Raw genomic sequence first — 2,524 nt, forward strand, 5'->3', positions numbered from 1 at the left:
TCGGGCCGCGAGACGCGCTCGAACTTCATAATCTCTGGCGGCCCAAACTCGTGCACGCGCCAGGCCATCATTGTTGAGCGAGTTCGCTCTTCATTAGACTGAGGGACGATGCTGCTGGGGGTCATCTCATGTTCCTTGCGCTCAGTTCGTCACAATTACCGTGGACCGCTGGCGGACCGTTGTTGCCGGCGACGTCCCAGTTGCCTTCCCGGCCAACTTCAGGACCGCGAGTGTCATGCTCCGCGTCGGCGGCGCGGCGCTCGCCCGCAATCGCATCACGATTGTCGAGGCGGGTTCAGCGAAACGGGTTTCTCGATCGTGCTCGCCTCGGCGAAGGGTGCCAGCGGCATTCGCATGGATCATTCTCCAGGGCGACTTATCGGGCGGCCTTATCCATATGTCGCAATGGACCCCGCTTGGGACAACGAACACGATCCTGCGGATCAGGACAGCCGCACGTCGTTTCCTGACAAAGACGCCTCGGAGCGTTCGCGCCAGCAGACAATAGTGCCACCCTCGGTGCTGCGGCCGACGATCAACTCGCCGGTTTTTTCCGGATTCTCTCCGCGTCGATGCTCATGCGAGCGTCTATGCCGTCTTGAGCTACGGCCGGAAAATGGGGTTTCGCCTACCGACAAAAGCCTGTTCCGCCAACGGCCCACATCGACAAGCTGTCATCAAGCAACTAGCGAGAGGTAAATTGCCCCGACACCGCTCAGCCTGATCGCACCCAGTCTTTTCGCGTAATTCGTCGTGGTCCACCTAAGTGCTGGCCCAGCCCTCCAATTTCCGTCTGAGCTCGACGATATGAAGGGGCCATAGCGCGATTTCGCAAGGCAACCTAACGTGGAGCAAGGAGGATCAATGTGCTGATCCTCTGGGGCGCCGCGATCGAGCACGGCTTTCCCGGCCAGAGCTGGCTTACCTTTCGCCAGGCGCTCGCGCTCGGCGGCAACGTCCGCAAAGGCGAGCGCGGCACCACCGTCGTCTATGCCGATCGCTTCGTGCCGGGCGACGAGAAGCAGCGGGCCTGTGAGTGCGGCGAAGAAGCCCAGGCGATTCCGTCCCTGAAGCGATTCACCGTATTCAACGCGGCGCAGTGCCAGAAGCTTCCGGAGGACATCGCGATCGTTGCACCGCCTCCGGCACCGGGCCTGATCGAGCCCCAGGTGGAGGCCTTAATCCGCGCGACGAGAATCGACTTTCGCATCGGCGGCAACCGGGCCTTCTATGTCCCGGCCCTCGACTATGTGCAGGTCCCCGCCGCCCAGGCCTATTTCGAACCATCAAACTGGCACCGCACGGCGCTCCATGAGCTCGGCCAGGCCAGCGGCCATCCGTCCCGTCTCGGCCGCGACCTGACTGGCAGCTTCGGCACCAAAGAAGCACGCGTTCGAAGAGCTAGTCGCCGAGGTGAATGCAGCCTTCTGCTGCGCCTCGCTCGGCATCGTGCCGACCGTCCGGCACTCGGACTATATCGGCTCCTGGCTGGAGGTGCTTCGCGAGGACAACCATCGCAATCTCACATCCGCGATGATCGACGGCCGCGACTTCCTCATGGCGAAGAAGCGGGCCGACCAAGAAATCCTTTTGCCTCCTGGTCCGAAAATCGCCGTCACCGGCGGCCTCGACTTCAACGATCAGGTTGATCTGGGCCAAGCTCGATCAGGTGCCGACAAGCACCCGGACATGGTGCTGATCCACGGCAAGTCACCAAAGAGCGCCGAGAAGATCGCCTCGCTCTGGGCGAAGAACCGCAACGTGCGGCAGATCGGCTTTGCGCCCGACTGGGCGAAGCACGGCCGGGCAGCGCCCTTCAAGCGTAACGACCAGATGCTGGAGATCGTGCCCAAGGGCGTCATGCACTTCCCTGGCACCGGCATCAACGACAACCTCGCCGACAAGGCCAAGAAGCTGGGCATTCCGGTCTGGAAGTTCGGCGGCGCGTGAGCGCCGCCCTCACTCGCTATATCCGTAGACCGCAATGGCATTGGTCAAATGGCAGTCCTACCGATTGAGCCACCCCCATCGACGAACAGCGTTTGTCCAGTGATGAAGCCAGCTTCCTCTGAGAGCAGGAATGCGATGGCAGCCGAGATCTCCTCCGGCTTCCCGAGACGCCGCATAGGAATCATCGACAGGAAACGAGCCTCGGCCTCACTTCCCACCGGCGTGTTTTGACGAAATAGCTCCGTCTCCACTGGTCCAGGCGCTACCGCATTGACGGTAATACCTGCCTCGGCCAGCTCAATCGCCCAGGTTCGCGTCAGGCTGGCGACCGCTGCCTTTGCAGCTGCATAGCCGCTCCGCTGTGCGACCCCGACCGTCACGAGGCTTGTGATATTCACGATCCGGCCCCAACCCTTCGCCTTCAACGTCGGCAGAACCGCCTGCACGCTCTGGATGGTCGGATGCACGTTGACGCGAATCATATCTTCGACATCATTGAGTTCGATCTCGCCGACCCGATGCAGCCGGACTAGTCCGACATTGTTGACCACCCCGTCGAACGAATAGCGTTGCG

General features: G+C 61.8%; 2 protein-coding genes and 1 pseudogene. 2 read left to right on the forward strand and 1 reads right to left on the reverse strand.

Annotated elements, in window-relative coordinates; all coding sequences use genetic code 11:
* Nucleotides 1–860: 860 nt before the first annotated feature.
* Together ACZXDY_RS45445 and ACZXDY_RS45450 are read left to right on the forward strand one after the other, a co-directional pair.
* Nucleotides 861–1,533 (forward strand): annotated as a pseudogene (locus ACZXDY_RS45445) (ArdC family protein); the annotation flags it as partial.
* Nucleotides 1,534–1,950, forward strand: coding sequence for a DUF2493 domain-containing protein (locus ACZXDY_RS45450; protein ID WP_464349955.1), 417 nt, complete (start codon nt 1,534–1,536; stop codon nt 1,948–1,950).
* A gap of 44 nt (nt 1,951–1,994) precedes the next feature.
* On the opposite strand, the gene ACZXDY_RS45455 is transcribed toward ACZXDY_RS45450, so the two are convergent.
* Nucleotides 1,995–2,524 (reverse strand): SDR family oxidoreductase (locus ACZXDY_RS45455; RefSeq protein ID WP_464349954.1); only part of this gene is annotated, 530 nt, incomplete at its 5' end.

This window comes from Bradyrhizobium sp. LeoB3 (assembly GCF_055456055.1).

Excerpts from the sequence above, each read along its gene's own strand:
- ACZXDY_RS45450 (WP_464349955.1), top strand. The coding sequence starts at position 1,534 with ATGATCGACGGCCGCGACTTCCTCATGGCGAAGAAGCGGGCCGACCAA.